The organism is Flavobacterium sp. (assembly GCF_027484945.1).
GTDB lineage: Bacteria > Bacteroidota > Bacteroidia > Flavobacteriales > Flavobacteriaceae > Flavobacterium.
The window spans coordinates 34,886-53,581 of sequence record NZ_JAIXRZ010000017.1 but is presented as its reverse complement, the minus strand read 5'-3'; the positions used below and the strand labels follow the sequence as shown (position 1 = coordinate 53,581).

The following is an 18,696-nucleotide window of genomic DNA, read 5'->3' as shown; positions in this document are numbered from 1 at the left end:
GTTACCAAAGTTTAATTTGCGCAGTCGAATTGATTTCTCGGATATCGGGAATTTGTTTTCCGTGAGTTAAGTTAGCTACCTCACTCATTATTTTTGCAATAATATCGTCATTCAAAAGGAGTTCTCGTTTTGTGTTTTCTTCACGTAAAACTAAATATGTCATTTTTTCTCTCAACACTTTTAAATAGGCAGTAGTAAAAGCACCATTTCCCAAGTTTTCATTTTCATAAGCTACGTCTCCACCAGATGAAGCAGAAAGTATAGTTACACTACTTGTAGATAAAAAATTGTCAAAAACCGAGTAAACCACATCAGATAATTTAAATGCTGTTTTCTGATTGATCCCTTTTGAGATACTTCCTCGCACGCCCATATTTCCCTTTTCGGCTGCATTCGAGTTTGTTGAGGTTTCTAAATCTAAAGTATTTCCAGAGTGGCAAGTGTCCATTAAAAGAAGTTTATTCTTTGTGGGCAAAGATTTTAACTGCTCAATCAAAAATTCAAAACCAATTCCTTTTTTTGAAATCTGATTAAAATCCATATCATGGGGTGCAAAGTAATACTTGTTATTAGCATCCAAAACACCATGTCCGGCTAAAAAAACAATTACTTCATCTTCAGGTTTTACACCTTTAAAAAACAGTGGAAATTTTTCTTTAACCGCTTGAGCGGTTGCTTGATTGTTTATTAGACTTGCTACGTTTACCTGTTGAAATGAGAATGGGTTATAACGAGCCAAATTATTCGAAGTGGTAAAGTAGTTTGATTCCAATATTCCCTTTGATTCTTTAATCCAACACGGATTAGCATCATGTATAGAAATCCCACGGGTATTAAATTGATTTCCTTCCTCAATTGAAGAAGTTTCCAATACAGTACCGTCAAATGAATATACGGTGATATGATTTTGATAATTTCCATTCGTTGAGTGTAAAATACTCAGTGTATTCGTTGCCGATATTGCTATATCATCACTCGAATCAACTACAATAGGCAATCGAATAGGGGTCGCATTATTTTTACTATCGATTAAAAAAATTTCATTATTTAAGGTATAGATAATCTGATCACCTTTGGAAGAAATACATTTAAATTGTGGACTATAATTTGGGTCACTATTTAAAAGTGTAGTACGATTATAATCATAAAATATTTTCAAATCAAACGTGAACAATTCCAAATTTGTCGAATTGCATTTACCCATGGAAAGTTGATAGGTTCCATCTTGCATATCTTCAATATAGACCCATTGCTCATTGTTGATGGGTTGATAAAAATTAGAATAGTAGTCTTTCACTTTAAATGGGAGCTCAGTTCTTTGAAAAGAACTGGTGAGTTTGTCGTATTGGTAAAATACAAAATCACCATCACGCACATAGAATTTATTTGAATCTGGATGAAAAAAAACACTGTTTTCTTTTGAAAAAAAATCTAGATGGAATCCATTGGGTAATTGAATTGGCTCAATTTTTTCTGATTTAAAGTCCCAAATCAATGCCTCATTAGCCCTAATTTCCAGCCATTTGGTATTGTCATTTTGAATTGTAAACCAATTGCCAAGTGAAAGATCCGTGCTCAAGTGTCTTTTCATGCGATACTCGAACTTGCGGTTTAAAAATTGTAAGGTAAATCGATTTCCAAAAAATTTCTTTTGATAATACAATTCAGTTTCCGTATCAAGTTTTCCATACAAATCAGCAATGTCTAATGCATCTTTATCTGCAAACGTTAGATTGTATTCGCTCTGTATATAGTCAGCTACACCTATAGTTAATACATATAAATTTGTCCCCGTTTGTCTATTGGTATTGACTGGTTCAATAGAATTGGAAGAATTCTGCGAAAAATTGACGTCTAAATCTTTTTTATCCTTTCGTAATTCTATGGCTTTTTTGAGTATTGCAACATAATTCGCATCGGGTTTGCCAAATATGTTTAATACTGCTATTGGATTAAAAACTTGGCTATCAACTGTTGAAAGTTGTATTCTTTTATTATTTGAAGTGGCATATAAAAATTGTTCAGCATTGGTATTGCTAAAATAGAAACCATTTGAACTATAGAATAGATGTTCTTTCTGCGAAGGATGGTACATCCCGCCAAGTTCTTCAAAAGTTGTCGTGTCATAGATCCCAATTTTACCTTCGTGAAAACTAATCATAATTTTTGAAGTATCGTCGTTAAACGAAATTGCTTTCGGTGGATTCGTAAAAATGAGGGGCATTTTTTTTTGGTTGATGACTAGTCCAACATCTTCTAAATAAATAGCAACGGCGTCCTTTTTATTCACCAAATGGGTTACATAGCTACAATCTTTTGTTTCTGTTTGGTATTGGTTGTTTTGATCTAAATTCAAAACGATGGTCTCTTTTAAACAACGATTGGGTAGAGATGAATGATGAGTATTAGAAACTAAAAAATTGGCTTCACCCCAGCTATTAACCGTATAGGTTCCAGGAATAAGTTTGTAAGTTAAACTATGGTTTAATTGTGTATCAATTATTTCTAATAGATCGCTTTCATTTATCGTTAGTATGAATTTTCCGTTTGTTGAAAATTTTACATGTTTAAATTTCCCGTTAAGTTGAATACTAGTTTTATTTTGTATTAAATAAACATTTTGGGGATTTGAATAATTTGGATGGTAAGGTTCATTGCTCAAAAGCAATTGATTGGTCGATTCGTGATAATCCAAAATTTCGGGTAAATATTTTTCGTTCAAGTCCAATACTACCTCAAGTTGGTCATTGATGAAATCGTAAGAATAGATGTAATACTTTTGTTGTAAATAATCGATATCGTTGTTAAAAAACAAAGCTTTGCCCGTATTTGTATTAAGGTATCGTATTTCTCGAATTAGTTCAGCGGTTTTGAATTTTTGTTGTAAATATTCGTTAAAAGCAAATTGTGAAAATCGGTTGTGAAATGTTCCTTTGCTATAGTACTTAAATGAAGTGGTTAAAGTTTGGTGAGGGGTTCCATAAACAATCCAATTGTCATTGGGCATAAATGAACCTACAAAATAATTAGATGAAGGAGGAATAGTGTCTAAAGGATGAACACTTACTTTTTGTGAAAAAAGTAAGTTACATGAAATGAACAAAAATAAAAAACGCATTACTTAATAATTTTCTCAATTACAGAAGCACCGTCTTTAACAATTTTTGTTTTATTATCACTTAAAATTCCAGGGAGTTTATTAATGTATTTACTTTTACCTCCTTCAAACTCTTCGACTTGAATGGTTACATTGACTAAACCATATTTGGAATTATTTTCAATTTCAGAGGTAATGGGAATGTCGTAATACCAAGGCGATAGGATGGGTTCTGAAATTTGATTTTCATAACCATATTTTAGATTGTGAAATTCATAGGATTGTTCAATAAGTTTCTTAACCATTGGTGATCCATCGGTACTACGCCATTGTCCTTCAATTGCAATTGAGATTTTAGCATTAAGATTTTCGTCGGTATAAATTCGAGTTTTTGAAAAAAGAATTCGCAACTCATTAAAGCTCAATCGCGTAATGCCGGGATTTTCGGGATCACTAATAAGTTCAATTACCGCATGAAAATTAAGCAAATCGTCATTTTCTGTTCGAATTACATCCGATAGTTCCAAACTTGAATTAGAACCTCTAGTTTTTGGTAGCGCCTCATATTCAGATTTTAATCCTTCACCCAATGCAACTTTATCTTCGGGTTTAATGGGTTTGGCGAATTTTTTGATGTGAATTTTTTGATAGGTTTTTTCAGGTTTACCCGAATCGTCGGTATAGTAGTAATCGTTGATTGAAATGGACTTTACATAAGAACTTGTAAGGGAATTGGATGTTTTTTCAGCAATATAATTTGCCCCAATGAATAAACCCTGCAACGCCAATTCTAATGCACCCCCTCGTGAAGCAGGTTTTTTTAATTCAACGACAAATTGTTCATCGGCTTTAATGTGTGAGCGCTTGTGCGTAGAGCACGCTACAAAAGGTAGTAATGCAATGATAACCAATACTTTTCTCATTTTTTTTATTTTACTACATCAAATATAGTAAAGTTTTACAGGTAATGTTTTACATTTATTGAATATTGATTTAAAATTAATTTGAAGCCATTTTTATTATTGCCATCTTTTGATTGTAGATTGTGGATTGTAGACTGAATTTTAGCGGTCAGCCCTCAGCAATTAGTTCCAAAACAATTGAAGACAAGTGTTTTTTCTATCTTCTTTTCTCGAAACAAATAAATGGGATATTCCACAAGCTTCTCTTTAGCAGAATTATAATTTCTAATCTAAAATTTACAATAAAACCAAAATACACTCAAACGATACCGTTAGTGTGTTAATGTGCTTGAACAATAAGCATAAAAAAAGACCCCTTTCGGAGTCTTGTGTTAGATACGTTTCATTTGGTCTTTCATCATCGTGATTTGCTCTTTAAGCATCCCTTGTTTGTCCAACTTTTTCACTTCGTTAATGAGGTTGGTTGCTTCTAATTTGCGACGACGAGAAAGTGCAATTCCCGCTAAGTTAAGTTTGGCTACGGCTAGATCCATGTCCATGTTTAAACCTAATTCAATCGCTTTTTTAAAGAATTTCTCGGCTTGATTCAAGTTGGTTTGCGCCACCATCAAACCTTGAAGGTAATTGTAATAGCCTTGTTGTTTTTTTATTAAAGCGGTTTCCGGATTTTTAATTTTGGCTAACCATTTTTGGGCGCCAGGAAAATTTTGTTTACGCATTTGCAAAAATGCCAATAATATATATTCATTACGAAAATATAATGCTAAAGGAAGTAGCGATACTAGACATAAAAAGATGCCATTTCCAATATTGTTTTCAGTAAATTGCCATACCGCTAAAGCAAAAATTAAAACGGTTAATAGGATTTTGATATTTCTATGAAACATATTTATTTAATTTATGTTGCAAATGTACTAAAAGGAATTTAAAATATTTTTAAAAAAGCACTTGCAAGTATTAAAAAGCTTTGTATATTTGCACTCGGTTTTGAAAAGCCGTAATCGAAGAATATTTATCAGGATTTAAAGATAGCAAGCAATGAGTAAAAGAACATTTCAACCCTCGAAAAGAAAAAGAAGAAATAAACACGGGTTTATGGAAAGAATGGCTACTGCAAATGGTAGAAAAGTCCTTGCTCGTCGTCGTGCTAAAGGAAGACATAAATTGACTGTTTCTTCTGAACCAAGACACAAAAAATAATGATTAATTAATCATATATAAAGGCGTTACTTTTTTTAGTAGCGCCTTTTTTTTATACTGTTTATAACTATTGATAAGTTGACACTTTCGATTTTTTTAAAAGTTTTGAAAACCGACTAATTTTGACAAACACAACTAAAACCAACTAAACTACACCACAACATGCCAAAAGATTCCGCTATCAAATCCGTTTTGATTATTGGTTCAGGTCCGATTATCATTGGTCAGGCCTGTGAATTTGATTATTCTGGGTCACAATCCGCCCGTTCGCTTCGAGAAGAAGGAATTGAAGTTATTTTAATCAATTCAAATCCGGCAACGATTATGACCGACCCAGCAATGGCGGATCATATCTATTTAAAGCCGTTAACGACAAAATCCATTATTGAAATTTTAAAAGCACACCCTTCTATTGATGCCGTATTGCCTACTATGGGTGGTCAAACCGCGTTGAACTTATGTTTGGAAGCCGAAGAAAAGGGTATTTGGAAAGATTTTGGTGTACGGTTAATTGGGGTAGATATTAATGCGATTAATGTAACCGAAGACCGCGACCAATTTAAAACATTATTGAGTGAAATTGGAATTCCTTATGCGCCTGCTAAAACGGCAAATTCATTCTTAAAAGGCAAAGAAATTGCCCAGGAGTTTGGTTTTCCTTTAGTGATTCGTCCTTCCTTTACATTGGGAGGAACAGGAGCGGCTTTTGTGCACCGTAAAGAAGATTTTGATGAATTATTAACCCGTGGCTTGGAGGCGTCGCCTATTCATGAGGTATTGATTGATAAAGCGCTCTTGGGTTGGAAAGAATATGAACTCGAATTGTTGCGCGACAAAAATGACAATGTTGTAATTATTTGTTCCATCGAAAATATGGATCCAATGGGGATTCATACGGGTGATTCCATAACGGTTGCGCCAGCAATGACTTTATCGGATACTACCTTCCAAAAAATGCGCGATATGGCTATTCATATGATGCGTTCTATTGGAAATTTTGCGGGAGGTTGCAATGTGCAATTTGCGGTTTCTCCGGATGAGAAAGAGGATATTGTTGCAATAGAAATCAATCCGCGTGTTTCGCGATCGTCTGCTCTTGCGTCGAAGGCAACGGGTTATCCAATTGCAAAAATTGCTACAAAATTAGCATTAGGATATACCTTAGATGAATTGCAAAATCAAATTACGAAGTCCACTTCTGCGTTGTTTGAACCTACATTGGATTATGTAATTGTAAAAATACCCCGTTGGAATTTCGATAAATTTGAAGGGGCTGATCGTACCTTAGGGTTGCAAATGAAATCAGTAGGCGAGGTGATGGGTATTGGTCGATCCTTCCAAGAGGCATTGCACAAAGCGACGCAATCCCTAGAAATTAAGCGTAACGGATTGGGTGCTGATGGTAAAGGATATAAAAATTACGAACAAATTATTGAGAAATTAACGCATGCGAGTTGGGATCGCGTGTTTGTTATCTATGATGCAATCCAAATGGGTATTCCGTTGAGTCGTATTCATGAAATTACCAAGATTGATTTATGGTTTTTGAAGCAATACGAAGAATTGTATTTATTAGAAAAAGAAATTGCCAACTACCGGGTTGATACGTTGCCAAAAGAATTATTATTGGAAGCGAAACAAAAAGGATATGGCGACCGTCAAATTGCGCACATGTTGGGCTGTTTAGAGAGTCAGGTGTACCGTTTACGTGAAGAAATGAATATTCGACGCGTGTATAAATTAGTAGACACTTGTGCGGCCGAATTTAAAGCACAAACACCTTATTATTATTCGACTTTTGAAGCTGAAATTGAAACAGCAGCAGGAAATCGATATACCGCGAATGAAAGTCAGGTTTCCGATCGTAAAAAAGTAGTTGTTCTTGGGTCTGGACCCAATCGAATTGGCCAAGGAATCGAGTTTGACTACTCCTGTGTTCATGGGGTTTTGGCGGCCAAAGAATGCGGTTATGAGACGATTATGATTAACTGTAATCCTGAAACGGTTTCGACCGACTTTGATACGGCTGATAAATTGTACTTTGAGCCAGTATTTTGGGAACATATTTACGACATTATCCAACATGAAAAGCCCGATGGAGTAATTGTTCAATTGGGAGGGCAAACAGCTCTGAAATTGGCTGAAAAATTAAACCGTTATGGAATTAAAATTTTTGGAACAAGTTATGATGCTCTTGATTTAGCAGAAGATCGTGGTCGTTTTTCAGGCTTATTGAAAGAGTTGAATATACCGTATCCAAAATTTGGTGTAGCCGAAAACGCAGAACAAGCACTTCAATTGGCCGATGTTTTGGAATTCCCTTTATTAGTTCGTCCTTCGTATGTGCTTGGCGGCCAAGGGATGAAGATTGTGATCAATAAGCAAGAGTTGGAAGAACATGTGATCGAGATTTTAAAACACATCCCCAATAATAAATTGTTGTTGGATTACTATTTAGATGGGGCAATCGAAGCCGAGGCCGATGCGATTTGCGATGGGGAAAATGTATATATAATTGGAATTATGGAGCATATCGAGCCCTGTGGAATTCACTCGGGCGATAGTAATGCAACACTTCCTCCCTTTAATTTGGGTGAATTTGTAATGCAGCAAATTAAAGACCATACCAAAAATATTGCATTAGCGCTACAAACGGTTGGATTAATCAATATTCAGTTTGCAATTAAAGACGATATCGTTTATATAATTGAAGCTAATCCGCGTGCATCTCGAACCGTTCCATTTATTGCTAAAGCTTATGGGGAACCCTATGTAAATTTTGCCACCAAGGTTATGTTGGGAGCGAAGAAAGTAACCGATTTTACTTTCAATCCAAAATTGAATGGATTTGCAATTAAGCAACCGGTATTCTCTTTTAATAAGTTTCCAAATGTGAATAAGGCACTTGGACCAGAAATGAAATCGACTGGAGAAAGTATTTTGTTTATTGAAGATCTAAAAGACGATCAGTTTTACGACTTGTACGCTCGTAGAAAAATGTACTTGTCCAGATAAATAAAAGCAACCATTGCGTTTTTGTGGACATAATAATTTGATTTATAGTCCACTTTTTCCAGGACAATAAACACCAATAAAAAACCCTGATTTAAAAATCAGGGTTTTTTTATGGAAATTACTATAAAACTTAATTCTTTACAATTTTTTGAGTGGCAATGTTTCCATTATTATCCTTTACTTTTAATAAGTAAGTACCATCATTTAAGGATTGGATAGACAAGGTTTCGTTTTCAATTTCAGAAGCCAAAACCAAACGGCCATTTAAATCATAAATTTCAGCAGATACTGCAGTATACCCTTCTTTTGTTTTGATTGTTAAACTATTTTTAGCTGGAATAGGGAATACGCTCATCGCATTAGCATCAAAAGTTGTATTAGCTAACGTTGCACCTTCAACCACATCTAAACGTTGGTTGATTGTTGGATTGTTAATTGTATCTACAATTCCAGACGGCCAACGGATAATTACTTGCGTAATAGCAGTGTTCGTGCCAATTCCAAAATGTGCATTTAAAGAGCTCATATATCGGAACCCTTCTCCACTGCGGATATCGCGAATTTGTTTTCCGAACGCTCCGTAAATTTCTACACGTGCACCGATACCATTACTGTTGCTTTGAATACCATTTAAACGAACTTTAATCCAGTTATTGCCGTTTGGAACTGCATAACGAATCGTACTTCCCGTTTGGATATCTAAAAATCCGTCATTGTTTAAATCACCAACAGCACCCACTCCAATTCCAGAGTAGGAAATAGGAGCAAATGTATTGTTACCTTGGTTAAACATTATTTTGTTTCCTCCACCCAATACGTCAACTTTACCATCATTATCAAAATCGTAGGCAATATTGTCAATATTAACCGACGTATTAGTGTCCCAACCCGATCCCGTTGTGATATTGGTAAAAGCACTCAAGGTACCTGTTGTTTCAAAGTTGTTTCTAAAAAATTTATGCAATCCTGCACTTGCTGTAATAATTACGTCCATGTCCCCATCATTGTCAAAATCAGCAATTCCCGAAGACCATGTTTGAATTGGAGTAACATTTAATCCGGTCAATGCCGAAACATTAGTGTAGGTTGTTCCACCATCATAACGAATTAGTTGGCATGGAGGTCCCGAACATTTTGAAATAAATACATCTGAATCTCCATCATTATCAAAGTCTGTAAATAATGTAGCATAATTCCCACCACCACTACTTAAATTCATAGCACCTGGAGTAACATTAGATTGGTAGTACGTTAAATTACCAGCACCATCATTAAGATAATATACATTCTCATTAATATCATGACAAGAGAAAAGATCCAAATTTCCGTCTTTATTTAAGTCGACAAAATTGGTGCGTTGACAAAAAATATACTGACCTGGAGTATAACCGATATAGGCTGTGCCATTATTTGAAGAAGTCAATACCGATATTCCTTGTCCATTGCCTAACATCAAATCATTATATCCGTCTTTATTGTAATCACCTGCAGCTAAACTCCAATTGGGGTAAAAGTTCACATTAGAAAAAGGGTAGTTCACGATATTAAATGTCCCAGGAGTACTCGTTTGATAATGAACTTTTAACGAACCTGTACTTACACCTACAATATCATCCAAACCGTCATTGTTCATGTCAACAACACAGATGTTATAGCCACTGTTGATGCTAGCAACGGTTTGAGCGGTATAATTTACAGGAGTTGTTGGTGGAACTACTATGGGGTTTTCAGAAAGTTGGAATGTAAATCCAGCATTGGTCCAACGATTATCCCAAGCAAGATAGTAGGTAGTACCAGCAGTAACATTGAAGGTTGCTACTGTCGAATAATTGGCTCCACTATCATCATCCCCTGCAAAACAGGTTAATGCACCACAAGTTCCCGTGTATACATGAACACGAGTATCCACTCGAGGAGTGTTAGCTGCTATATCGGTTGTTAAAATTATAGTATAGTTTTGCGCTGGGGTATACGTATACCATTCTGCCGCTCCATCGGTACCTAAGGCACCATTAGCTGCACATATAGAAGGTGGCAATTCTGTGCCATCAACAGCTGTAACCACATGTGTTCCAGCAGTAATTGCAACAGCTGTTCCACAAGTATCTTGTGCCTGTGTAAATAAAGCTGTAAATAGGGTAAATAATACGGTAATTTTTTTCATTGTATATAGTTCAGTTTGTTTAAAGTTAATTACAGGGTTGTAGTGAATTAATCCAATCTTTAATAAGTAGGACACCCTCCTCGTGTATAATCGATCGGCCATGAAGTGGCATCATAAAAGTTTCATTTTCTGTATTAACACGGTAATACAGCATGGAACGATTAATGTTGCCGGGAGTTACTATTTTACTGAGTGCTGGTGGAAAATCTTGCATATCTGCCGTAGGCACACATACACCCATATTTGTCGGATTATTTTCAGATTCAGCAAAGGCAAAACGCATGGGTCGGTAGTAACAATGCCCCAATTCACTATGGCAATGTGCACAATTGATGTCAAAGTACGAGCGCACGCGCAATTCTAAAGGTTTCGAGGTGTCACTGTAATTGATTATAGTTTTGGATGGTGTGGGCAAACTAAAATTGTTTTCAATCAATCCCAAATCTTTCCAATGGGTTAATTGGTTTTTAGTTCCCGTACTGTAGGCATAATTGAAATTAATATTTTGGGGTTTTATTCCAATAGGGGAGTTGCTGTATGTACCGGTAGATATGTCTCTCGTTTTATGACAAGTTACGCATTGCGCGAGATTTGGAAAACGATAATTAGCTGTTTTAGTAGCGCCACCTTCTATAAAACTAATCGACATATTGCTTCCTGCTAAATCCAAAAAAGCTTCGGTTTGCTCATCATTCCAAATATATTCTGCAAAAATCCAACCTTCCGCTTTTCGGATCATGATGCGTGTTTCCATTACTCTACGGGTATTGCTAGGTAAAACGGTATCGTAATAAAACGTTTTAATAATAGCAGCACCAACAGGTAGTTCTATAATTTTACCATCACCATTATAGGTTGCTTTTGTTCCTTCGGGTAACCACACAAAACGTTTTTTATGCGCATAATCCGTAAACAAAGCACTAGCGGGTTCGTAAGGGATTACATTAAGTTCGGGTACCATTTCGACCATAGGCGCTTTGAAAAAATGGTAATCGGATAATTTAGCGTAAGGGACTTGAGTTAGATCAACGGTTACTGGACTCACTTCTACATATTGGTTGTCATCATTGGATGAACAGGAGTAGATTACCAATAAAAAAACGGTCGTAAACAACCCCAAGAATGCGTATTTTTTCATAATCTTTTATTCTATTTCAAAAATAGAAAAAAAAATCGGTAATTCCAACAATAGTAGTCGAATCCGATTTTTTTTACGGTCGATACAAATTATGGAATAGTTTTCTTATTTGAGTTCGACTTTAACCTTATACTTTTCCAAGTTTTTCATAGCGTCGTCTGATTTATAATCAAATTCAACTTCATGTCGGTTTCGGATTTTTCGCGCTTCGATTTGTTGAATGCAATTATAAAAACGGCGGATATCATTTAAATGGGTTAATATCAAACCAGGAACTTCTGTATTTTGTCCGGTTTCATCTTTTGCAACCATCGTAAAATAACTCGAATTGCAATGTTTCGAGTGGCCGGTTTGAATATTCTCAGATTCAACACGAATACCAATAATCATTGAGCTTCGTCCTACATAATTTACGCTAGCTTTCATGGTAACCAATTCGCCAACTTCAATCGGACTTAAAAAATCAACTGTGTCCACTGATGCCGTAACGCAATAATTTCCAGAAAATTTAGAAGCACAGGCAAATGCAATTTGGTCCATTAGCGATAAAATATAACCCCCGTGGATTTTTCCACTAAAATTGGAATAGGATGGGAGCATTAATTGAGAAATTGAAATCCCGGAGGACTTCACCGATTTATAAGTTTTCATCATACTATTGCTTTTCTATTGTATTATGTTCTTCATTGTCTGCGCTATTTATCAAGGAGTCAGGCAAAGCTTTTTTTGCCTTAGCGCCCATTTTTTTCAAACGTTCTACACTGCTGATAAGATTGCCTTTTCCCTCTTTTAATTTATTCATTGCCCCTTCATATTCTACTTTGGCCTCCTCCATTTTTTTACCAATCTTCAATAAATCGCCCACGAATCCTTCAAACTTATCATACAATGCTCCTGCTTGTCGTGCTATTTCTAAGGCATTTTCTTGTTGTTTCTGGTTGGACCACATACTGTTGATTGTTTTCAACGTTGCCAATAAAGTGGTGGGTGTAACAATAACGATGTTTTTTTCAAAGGCCTTATTATAAAGGGTTGCATCCTCATTTAAAGCGAGAGCAAATGCCGATTCTATAGGGATAAATAATAAAACAAAGTCTGGACTTTCCATTTGATATAAGTCAAAATAATTTTTGGCACTTAATTGATCGACATGACGAGTAATCGATAAAATATGATCGCGCAAATGTTGTTTTTTGATTTCCTCTTCATTTTCATTCACATAGCGCTCATAAGCGGTTAATGTTACTTTTGAATCTACTATTATTTTTTTACCATCGGGTAAGGCGATCACTACATCCGGCTGAAATCGTTGCCCTGTTGAAGTCGTTGCGATTTGTTGTGTAAAATACTCCCGATCTTTTTCTAAGCCCGATTTTTCTAAAACACGTTCCAAAACCAATTCGCCCCAATTTCCTTGCATTTTGCTATCGCCTTTTAGTGCTTTCGTCAAGTTTATGGTTTCTTTGGTCATTTGTTCATTCATTTCGCGCAACCCCAGAATTTGTTGGCGTAATGCGGCATTGTTGCCAATACTTTCTTTGTGGGTGTCTTCAACTTTCTTTTCAAATAATTGAATTTTATCTTGTAAAGGCGTTAAGATGTTTTTTAAATTTTCTTTGTTTTGTTCGGTAAACTTGTTGGTTTTTTCTTCTAAAATTTTATTGGCTAAAATTTCAAATTCTTGGGTAAATTTTTCTTGCAATTGTTCAACTTCTATTCGGTATTCTTTGTTTCGATCCAATAGATTATCAAAGTCGGCTTCTTTTTTAGTTAGCTGAATAGTCATGGCTTCACGCTCGTTACGGAGCGTATCTTTATCGGTAGAAAGACTGGAAATTTGCTTTTGTAATTGCTCAATTTGCAAACCCATTTGTCGAATTTGTTCCTCCTTTTGTGCGTTTAAAGCGGTGGATTGATTTTTAGAAAGTAATTTGCCAATAAAAAAACCCAAGCCCAGAAAAATCGGAGATAATAGGATCGGTACTGTCATTTTAAAAAATTTAGTTTATAAAATTACAAAACAAAAAGTGACTTTCAATAGTAGAAATAAATTTCAGAACGGTATTTTTGGACTGAATTTTCGACTATGTTGCATCGGCATTTTTTATTACACAAACCCCACGGCTATTTGAGTCAGTTTATTTATGAAAAAAAACGACATAAAAAGCTGCTGGGCGCATTATACCCTTTTCCAGAAGGAACAATGGCTATAGGTCGATTGGACGAAGATTCTGAAGGATTACTATTACTTACCACCGATGGAATGATGAGTGAATTGATGCGAAGTAATACGGTTGAAAAAGAATATTATGCTCAAGTAGATGGGATGATTACAGACGAAGCCATAGTCATGTTGGCCAATGGTGTTGAAATTGGATTTAAGGGGTTACGGTATACCACAAAACCCTGCAAAGCCCAAATAATTTCAGCATTACCCTCCTGTATTGGGGAAGGTCGTCGTATTCGTGATGCGCGTCATGGGCCTACGAGTTGGATAGCCCTAACGCTTACCGAAGGAAAGTTTCGTCAAGTACGAAAAATGACCGCAGCTGTCGGATTTCCAACACTTCGCTTAGTTCGCGTTAGGGTAGGGAATAATAGGCTGCGTTTCCCATCAGGTGTTGTTGAAGAAGTTTCCAGTTTTTTTTAATTGTACTTAGAATTGATTTATTTGATTGAAGTTAAGATTTGATTTTTAAAAAATATCAATTATTTTTACCAAAAATTTTTGAATCGTTATGAAAAAAATTACCACTCTTTTATTCGTATTAGCTGCGACATTTACGTTCGCACAAGGAGGACCAGTAGGTCATTTGACCATTTTTTCTGAAGATGGAGATAAGTTTTATCTTATTTTAAATGGTGAACAACAGAATGATATTCCACAAACCAATATTCGTATCGAAGATTTGAATCAGCCCTACTACAATGCGCGTATTCAATTTGAAGATAAAACCCTTATGGATATTACCACTAATAATATGATGATTGCTGATGTTGACGGAATCATGTCGGATGTAACGTATAAAATTAAACGCGATAAAAACAAAAAAGGGAAAATGAAAATGAACTATTTTTCAGCTATTCCTGTTCGTCCCGATTTTGTGCCGCCATCCAATGTTTATGTTGTACATTATGGACAACCACGACCTGCACCCACGCAAACCGTTGTTGTTCAACAGCCTGCTCCAGTTCGAGGCGGTACGGTAACACAAACTACCACAACCACTACGACTATGGGAGGTGATACTGTAAATGCAAATGTTAATATTGGAGGAATTAATATGGGAATTTCGATCAATGACAATATGGGAGTTGGCAGCGTTTCACAAACCACCACCACCACTTCATCTTCTACCCATGTTAGTCATAGCGGTCATCATGATGAAGATTTTCCAAATCCAAGACCCGTACAAGCAACACCCGTAGGTTGTCCAAGTAGAAGTTGTATGCGTCCTGCCGATTTCAATGCGGCTTTAAGTACTCTTAGAAATCAAGCATTTGAAGACTCAAGAATGAAAACGGCTAAACAAATTATTGCAGCAAATTGTTTGAATGTAGATCAAGTAATGCAGATTGCCAATTTATTTTCCTTTGATGATAATAAATTAGAATTTGCTAAATTCGCTTATGATTATTGTATCGAGCCCCGAAACTATTTTAAATTAAATGGAATTTTTAGTTTTAGTTCAAATGCCGATGAATTGTCAGATTATGTTCAAAGTCGACAATAATTTTCTTATATAAATTAAAAAGCTGTTCCTCGGAGCAGCTTTTTTTATTTAAAACTAAATCGTCCTTTAGATGCATCAAATTGGATCGACGCATCTTGAAAAAGAGTGTTGAAAATACCGGAGCTAATGTGATTGCATGGTTGGTCCAATACCACTTTTCCTTCGGTCATGACCAACATTTCATCCGACAATTGAATGGCTAAATCAATATCGTGGGTACTAAATAAAATACATTTTCCGGTTTCTATAGCCAGTTTTTTTAACAATCGAAAAACACTTACTTTATGCACTAAATCCAAATGGGTGGTTGGTTCATCCAAAACCATCCAAGGTGTATTTTGTGCAAGAGCACGTGCAATTAAAACACGTTGCAGTTGACCATCACTAATGGCATAGTGTTTTCGGTCAAGAAAGGATTCAACTTCAGTAAGCCGAATTGCATTGTTAATTTGGTTTTTATCGTCTTCCGAAAGTTGCCCCAACCAATTGGTGTAGGGTTGGCGTCCTAATGCAATCAATTCATATACCGTTAAATTGCTCATAGGAATTTTTTCCGTGAGTACGAGCGCTAACTCTTGGGCACGAACTTGAGGAGATAGCTGAGCAAAGGGTAGATTATTCAATCGTACTTCTCCTTCTATTGCAGGTTGAAGCCCACAAAGCGTTCGAAGTAGTGTTGATTTCCCAACCCCATTGGGTCCGACTAAACTAATTAATTTCCCTGCATTTAATTTGATATTGATACCTGAAGCCAAAACCAATTTTTCGGTTTTAGAAGGATAGCCAATAGCTAAATTCGAAGTAGTGATTATCGCTTTATCCATTACAAAATACTTCTTTTGCGTACCATTAACCAAATTACTATAGGTGCACCCAATAAAGAGGTTATTGCATTAATTGGTAGGGTAAAATTGAATCCAGGGAGTTGTGCAATTGTGTCGCAAAACAACATGATAATGGCGCCCAACAGTAAAATAGCTCCAAATAAAATTCGGTGATTACTAGTTTGAAACAACAATTTGGCTAAATGGGGTATTGCTAAGCCAATAAACGCAATCGGACCCGCAAATGCGGTAATACTTCCGGAAAGGAGGCAAGTAGCCCAAATGATAATTAGTCGTGTTCGTTTAACATTAATGCCCATGCTGGATGCATAATTTTCACCCAATAATAATCCGTCTAAAGCTTTGATAACCAGCAAGCTCATAAATAATCCTCCCGCTAAACAAACCGCTAATAGACTAATATTACCATAAGTTAAGTTGCCAATATTTCCCATGCTCCAAAACGTGAAGCGCTGCAGTTCTTCTGCTGAACTAAAATAACTTAACACGCTTACTATTGCAGAAGTGAAACTTCCAAACATCAAACCGACAATTAATAGTCCAGCCGTATCTCTTAATTTACGAGAAACCATCAGTACTAGGAGTAAGACAATAAAACTTCCTAAACAAGAGGCCGTCACGATGCTGTATGACGAACTGAAAAAACTGCGTAAAGAAACCGGTAACACGGATGCGCCTAAAATCACAAAAGCTACCCCAAGACTCGAACCCGAACTCAGTCCAAGCACATAGGGACCTGCCAATGGATTTCGAAACAATGTTTGCATGAGTAAGCCACAAGTTGAGAGTCCCATACCAACAATAATTGCAGTTATTGCTTTGGGTAAGCGAAAGTGTATAATAATATAATCCCAAGTAGCTTTTTGGGTAGTTCCACCCGTTAAACTTTTGATCACTTCTTTAATGGGAATAGTAACCTGACCGACCATTAAATTGGTTAGCAAAGCCAATACGAAAACAATTCCCAGGCCTATAAATAAATTTCGATACCGTTGAAATGATGTCACTATTCGAGTTTTACAAAAAAGTAAGGTCGATACGAAGGTAATAATTCTGGATGGAGTATTTTTACTAAATCTTTTAAAACCAAGTCGGGTCGACTGGGTGCTAACTCATAATACAAACTCCCACCTGTTTTTCCTTTTTTTCGGTTAAAAGTATACAACTGATTGTTTTGAAAGGCTTTGAACTGCGCGTAATGTGGATTGCTGGCTTGCATATCGATACGGCTATTGAATTGTCCTGAGGTAATCCAGAGATTGGCTTGTTTCCCCTTTTCAAATACCGATTCAAACGAAAGGGATAAGCTCCCTGTTCCTTTTGTTGCATTCCATAAATAATTTCCATGGGCTTCTTTTATCAATTGACTTCCCCAGCTATCGCCTTTGGGAAGGTACCATTTTCCTTCAAAAATATCTCCTGCCAAAACGGTAGTTTTTTGTTTGGCTTTTGCAGCAAGCGCTTTGGTTTTGAGATAGTCTTGTTCAATTTTTCTAAAAATAGCAGCTGCCTTTTTTTGTTGATTATACAGTGCTCCAAAAAATTTAATCCATTCGGCTCTGCCTAGTGGGGTTTGTTCATTCCAATCGCCATTAAGGATTACTTTTAAACCACTTTTCTGGATGTTATCCAAAGTTGGATTGGAATTATCAATGCCATACCCTACCACTACATCGGGTTGCAGGTCAATTAGAACTTCGGTGTTTAGGGTCTGATTTGATCCCAATTCTTTCACTTTCCCTTGCTCGATGCGTTGACGCACCCGATCAGAAGAAATGTAATCCAAATTAGGAAACCCAACAAGGGAATTGACTTCATTCAACATTTCTAATGAAGGAATATGTGTGGTAGAAGTAACTACCATTTTTTTGACGGGAATCGTAATTGCACTATAATTTTTTAAGGTGTCAGGGAGCGTAACTCCTTTTTTGTGGAGCACATAATGGTAGGCTTTTTTAGCATTCGGCCAAGGATTTCGAACGGTTACCCACGTGAAATTATCAAAGTTTTCTATTGAAAATCCGTTGGCATAGTGCACCGTGTTTTTTGGTTGAACAGTCAATTCGTTTGCTGTTTCCGTTTTACATTGGACACAAAGCAAAATAAAAAATACCCATACAATTAAAAAGCGTTTCTGTACCATCGAGTTTTTTTGCAAAAGTAGCTATTTTTTGGGGTCTCATCGAATTTGAAAGTAGCACTATGTGTTTAAAAAAAAAGTTACTCTATTTTAGATCCTAAATTTTGATTTTAGAATTCTATGTTTTGTATAAAATATAATTTAACTTTGCAGCTGTATTTCGGTTGGGTAAGCACGTCTGTGTTTATCCATTAAAAGGGAATCAGGTACTTAATTATTTTAAATTTTGAATTCTAAATTTTAAATTTAGTATAGTTTATAATTCCTGAGCTGTACCCGCAACTGTATGCTATACTGCTTTTCATTACTACGTTGCCATTGTTCGTTAGAACGAGAAGGCCAATGACAAGACGCAAGCCAGGAGACCTGCCGCAATATACGGAGTATCAAACTTTCGGGAATAAAAGTTTGGGTATGGGTAAAACTATACTTTTTTCCCA

General features: G+C 36.0%; 14 protein-coding genes and 1 riboswitch. Of the genes, 4 read left to right on the top strand and 10 right to left on the bottom strand.

Features of this window, described 5'->3' with window-relative positions; all coding sequences use genetic code 11:
* Position 1 precedes the first annotated feature (1 nt).
* The 3 genes from Q0039_RS02665 to Q0039_RS02655 all read right to left on the bottom strand — a co-directional run bounded on the left by Q0039_RS02665 (position 2) and on the right by Q0039_RS02655 (position 4,907).
* Positions 2–3,118, bottom strand: a complete 3,117-nt coding sequence (locus Q0039_RS02665) for a caspase family protein (RefSeq protein WP_297508643.1) — start codon at positions 3,116–3,118, stop codon at positions 2–4.
* Positions 3,118–4,020: a hypothetical protein gene (locus Q0039_RS02660; protein ID WP_297508641.1), complete on the bottom strand. Its 903-nt coding sequence runs from the start codon at positions 4,018–4,020 to the stop codon at positions 3,118–3,120. The genes Q0039_RS02665 and Q0039_RS02660 overlap by 1 nt, the downstream gene beginning before the upstream one ends.
* Before the next feature lie 371 nt (positions 4,021–4,391).
* Positions 4,392–4,907 (bottom strand): DUF2892 domain-containing protein, encoded by a 516-nt coding sequence (locus tag Q0039_RS02655; RefSeq protein WP_297508637.1) that lies wholly within the window; start codon positions 4,905–4,907, stop codon positions 4,392–4,394.
* A gap of 151 nt (positions 4,908–5,058) precedes the next feature.
* Here Q0039_RS02655 and rpmH point away from each other — a divergent pair, with 151 nt between their 5' ends.
* Together rpmH and carB are read left to right on the top strand one after the other, a co-directional pair.
* Complete coding sequence (rpmH, locus tag Q0039_RS02650; protein ID WP_056072822.1) at positions 5,059–5,220, top strand: 50S ribosomal protein L34; 162 nt, start codon at positions 5,059–5,061, stop codon at positions 5,218–5,220.
* Positions 5,221–5,382: 162 nt separating this feature from the next.
* Entirely contained in the window at positions 5,383–8,235 is a 2,853-nt protein-coding gene (carB, locus tag Q0039_RS02645; protein ID WP_297508629.1) for a carbamoyl-phosphate synthase large subunit, read from the top strand.
* Positions 8,236–8,365: 130 nt separating this feature from the next.
* Here the strand turns inward: carB and Q0039_RS02640 are convergent, their stop codons facing one another.
* The 4 genes from Q0039_RS02640 to rmuC all read right to left on the bottom strand — a co-directional run bounded on the left by Q0039_RS02640 (position 8,366) and on the right by rmuC (position 13,527).
* Positions 8,366–10,399, bottom strand: a complete 2,034-nt coding sequence (locus Q0039_RS02640; RefSeq protein WP_297508626.1) for an FG-GAP-like repeat-containing protein — start codon at positions 10,397–10,399, stop codon at positions 8,366–8,368.
* A 25-nt stretch (positions 10,400–10,424) separates the two neighbouring features.
* Positions 10,425–11,537 carry a hypothetical protein gene (locus Q0039_RS02635; RefSeq protein ID WP_297508623.1) on the bottom strand — a complete coding sequence of 371 codons (1,113 nt, stop codon included), beginning with the start codon at positions 11,535–11,537 and terminating at the stop codon, positions 10,425–10,427.
* A 105-nt stretch (positions 11,538–11,642) separates the two neighbouring features.
* Entirely contained in the window at positions 11,643–12,191 is a 549-nt protein-coding gene (locus Q0039_RS02630; RefSeq protein WP_297508620.1) for an acyl-CoA thioesterase, read from the bottom strand.
* 1 nt (position 12,192) lies between these two features.
* Positions 12,193–13,527, bottom strand: coding sequence for a DNA recombination protein RmuC (rmuC, locus tag Q0039_RS02625; protein WP_297508617.1), 1,335 nt, complete (start codon positions 13,525–13,527; stop codon positions 12,193–12,195).
* Between the two features lie 96 nt (positions 13,528–13,623).
* Here rmuC and Q0039_RS02620 point away from each other — a divergent pair, with 96 nt between their 5' ends.
* Positions 13,624–14,187: a pseudouridine synthase gene (locus tag Q0039_RS02620; protein ID WP_297508614.1), complete on the top strand. Its 564-nt coding sequence runs from the start codon at positions 13,624–13,626 to the stop codon at positions 14,185–14,187.
* An 88-nt stretch (positions 14,188–14,275) separates the two neighbouring features.
* A complete protein-coding gene (locus tag Q0039_RS02615; protein WP_297508611.1) occupies positions 14,276–15,271 on the top strand; it encodes a DUF4476 domain-containing protein in 996 nt (331 codons plus the stop codon).
* A gap of 44 nt (positions 15,272–15,315) precedes the next feature.
* Here the strand turns inward: Q0039_RS02615 and Q0039_RS02610 are convergent, their stop codons facing one another.
* Genes Q0039_RS02610 through Q0039_RS02600 form a run of 3 tightly spaced genes read right to left on the bottom strand, consistent with a single transcriptional unit; the run spans position 15,316 to position 18,259 of the window.
* The gene (locus Q0039_RS02610; protein ID WP_297508608.1) at positions 15,316–16,095 is read right to left on the bottom strand and encodes an ABC transporter ATP-binding protein; all 780 of its coding nucleotides are present in this window, start codon (positions 16,093–16,095) and stop codon (positions 15,316–15,318) included.
* Entirely contained in the window at positions 16,095–17,090 is a 996-nt protein-coding gene (locus Q0039_RS02605; RefSeq protein WP_297508736.1) for an iron ABC transporter permease, read from the bottom strand. Before Q0039_RS02605 ends, Q0039_RS02610 begins: the two co-directional genes overlap by 1 nt.
* A gap of 32 nt (positions 17,091–17,122) precedes the next feature.
* Positions 17,123–18,259 (bottom strand): ABC transporter substrate-binding protein, encoded by a 1,137-nt coding sequence (locus Q0039_RS02600; RefSeq protein WP_297508605.1) that lies wholly within the window; start codon positions 18,257–18,259, stop codon positions 17,123–17,125.
* 141 nt (positions 18,260–18,400) lie between these two features.
* Positions 18,401–18,645, top strand: a riboswitch (cobalamin riboswitch).
* Positions 18,646–18,696: the final 51 nt, after the last annotated feature.

Bases quoted from the DNA above. Each gene is read 5' to 3' on its own strand.
- Q0039_RS02665 (WP_297508643.1), bottom strand. From the start codon at position 3,118: ATGCGTTTTTTATTTTTGTTCATTTCATGTAACTTACTTTTTTCACAA.
- Q0039_RS02660 (WP_297508641.1), bottom strand. From the start codon at position 4,020: ATGAGAAAAGTATTGGTTATCATTGCATTACTACCTTTTGTAGCGTGC.
- Q0039_RS02655 (WP_297508637.1), bottom strand. From the start codon at position 4,907: ATGTTTCATAGAAATATCAAAATCCTATTAACCGTTTTAATTTTTGCT.
- rpmH (WP_056072822.1), top strand. From the start codon at position 5,059: ATGAGTAAAAGAACATTTCAACCCTCGAAAAGAAAAAGAAGAAATAAA.
- carB (WP_297508629.1), top strand. From the start codon at position 5,383: ATGCCAAAAGATTCCGCTATCAAATCCGTTTTGATTATTGGTTCAGGT.
- Q0039_RS02640 (WP_297508626.1), bottom strand. From the start codon at position 10,399: ATGAAAAAAATTACCGTATTATTTACCCTATTTACAGCTTTATTTACA.
- Q0039_RS02635 (WP_297508623.1), bottom strand. From the start codon at position 11,537: ATGAAAAAATACGCATTCTTGGGGTTGTTTACGACCGTTTTTTTATTG.
- Q0039_RS02630 (WP_297508620.1), bottom strand. From the start codon at position 12,191: ATGATGAAAACTTATAAATCGGTGAAGTCCTCCGGGATTTCAATTTCT.
- rmuC (WP_297508617.1), bottom strand. From the start codon at position 13,527: ATGACAGTACCGATCCTATTATCTCCGATTTTTCTGGGCTTGGGTTTT.
- Q0039_RS02620 (WP_297508614.1), top strand. From the start codon at position 13,624: ATGTTGCATCGGCATTTTTTATTACACAAACCCCACGGCTATTTGAGT.
- Q0039_RS02615 (WP_297508611.1), top strand. From the start codon at position 14,276: ATGAAAAAAATTACCACTCTTTTATTCGTATTAGCTGCGACATTTACG.
- Q0039_RS02610 (WP_297508608.1), bottom strand. From the start codon at position 16,095: ATGGATAAAGCGATAATCACTACTTCGAATTTAGCTATTGGCTATCCT.
- Q0039_RS02600 (WP_297508605.1), bottom strand. From the start codon at position 18,259: ATGGTACAGAAACGCTTTTTAATTGTATGGGTATTTTTTATTTTGCTT.